Source organism: Lyngbya sp. CCAP 1446/10 (genome assembly GCF_026130175.1).
Classification (GTDB): domain Bacteria; phylum Cyanobacteriota; class Cyanobacteriia; order Cyanobacteriales; family Microcoleaceae; genus Microcoleus.
This window is the reverse complement of sequence record NZ_JAIGNI010000132.1, coordinates 1-1,401: the sequence shown is the minus strand read 5'-3', so window position 1 is coordinate 1,401 and position 1,401 is coordinate 1. Positions and strand designations below refer to the sequence as shown.

Sequence of the window (1,401 nt, the reverse complement as noted above, 5' to 3'; positions counted from 1 at the left end):
ATACAGCATAAAGCTGTATATGGTGCTAATTCAGCATTAAGCTTTGTTAAATACTGAAGGCGGTTGAAACCGCTGCCGACTTATCCCCATGTCTAAAGCCAGGGGCTTGCATCTCGCTTTTCGGTCAAAAGCCCGATCGGTTTATTAACAACTAACTGCATCCTGTCTAACCATTGCGAACCGATTAAAATCTCCGGGAGATCCTCTCCAACATGGACGGGAATAACAAATTCTTGACCGTCAATAATTACTCGACCTTCATAGAGGTCAAATAAAACATCTCCCCGCGCTGTCTGCATCTCGATTTCTCGGACAATTAAAGACCAATCTAAACCATCTAAATCTTGAGAATTAATCGCTATAAAACCTGTGGTAAAACCTGTATCTAGTAGCACTTCAACAGGAAAGCGCTCGCCATTAAATGCAATCAATTCAATCTCAAAAAACAACTCTCCGTTTTCCCCAAACCAACCTGATATCATATACTGCCACAGGTTCCTTTTTCATTGAGGCGAAACATTGTTAACATCACATTTTTATCGCCATAGTATTCTTTGATTTTTTGTGCAATGCCTAACAGTTTGGGGTCTATCAAATACTCTTCACTGTCCGGCTCGATCGCAATAAACCAATTGTAATAGTCCCCGATCAGTTCCGGGCGAATTCGCTCAAATATTGCTCGACCGCGTAAACGGAGTTTAGTTTTTTCTGCTTTGTGTTTTGCTAATTCTTCTGGTGATATAGTCCGAGAGATTCTACCCCGCAGCGCTTTTCGCTTTTCTGATAGCTGAGTCATGGTTTTTTTTAGATTAAATGTATAGATTGATTTATGATAGCCCACAAGTATTATTTTGTCTATTTTTGCTAAAACCCGCCCTTAAAGTCTTCAGCAAACAATTTATTAACATTTTTTAATATTGTTGCTGCTAGTAGCAAGTATGGTGTAAGATAGCGACAATGGTTATCATTGTACAACAAACGAGGTAAAGTATGGTGACTGCTGGGGCGATCGAATCAGTTCCCGTGACCGTTCTCACAGGCTATCTGGGTGCAGGCAAAACTACGCTACTCAACCACATTTTAACACAGAAACACGGCAAAAAAGTTGCAGTCATCGTCAACGAATTCGGCGAAGTAGGCATCGACAACCAACTCATCATTGATGCCGACGAAGAAATTTTTAAAATGAACAACGGCTGCATTTGCTGTACAGTCCGAGGCGACTTAATTCGGATTATCGGCAACTTAATGAAGCGGCGCGACAAATTCGACCACATATAGCAATCCTAAATCATTATCTACACTTATTATGATATAATTATATGCAATAATTGATTGTGACAATAAAAAAATGAATAACTTACAAATGCCACAGAAAGATATGGAAAAAGAAAGAGCGGC

General features: G+C 39.8%; 2 protein-coding genes and 1 pseudogene. 1 reads left to right on the top strand and 2 read right to left on the bottom strand.

Annotated features, from left to right (window positions below):
* Positions 1-92: 92 nt before the first annotated feature.
* A complete protein-coding gene (locus K4039_RS26610; protein WP_265239505.1) occupies positions 93-482 on the bottom strand; it encodes an aspartyl protease in 390 nt (129 codons plus the stop codon).
* Positions 479-796, bottom strand: a complete 318-nt coding sequence (locus K4039_RS26605; RefSeq protein WP_265239504.1) for a hypothetical protein — start codon at positions 794-796, stop codon at positions 479-481. Before K4039_RS26605 ends, K4039_RS26610 begins: the two co-directional genes overlap by 4 nt.
* Positions 797-990: 194 nt before the next feature.
* Here K4039_RS26605 and K4039_RS26600 point away from each other — a divergent pair.
* Positions 991-1,278 (top strand): annotated as a pseudogene (locus tag K4039_RS26600) (CobW family GTP-binding protein); the annotation flags it as partial.
* Positions 1,279-1,401: the final 123 nt, after the last annotated feature.

Coding starts and splice junctions, on each gene's coding strand:
- K4039_RS26610 (WP_265239505.1), bottom strand. CDS start 482: ATGATATCAGGTTGGTTTGGGGAAAACGGAGAGTTGTTTTTTGAGATT.
- K4039_RS26605 (WP_265239504.1), bottom strand. CDS start 796: ATGACTCAGCTATCAGAAAAGCGAAAAGCGCTGCGGGGTAGAATCTCT.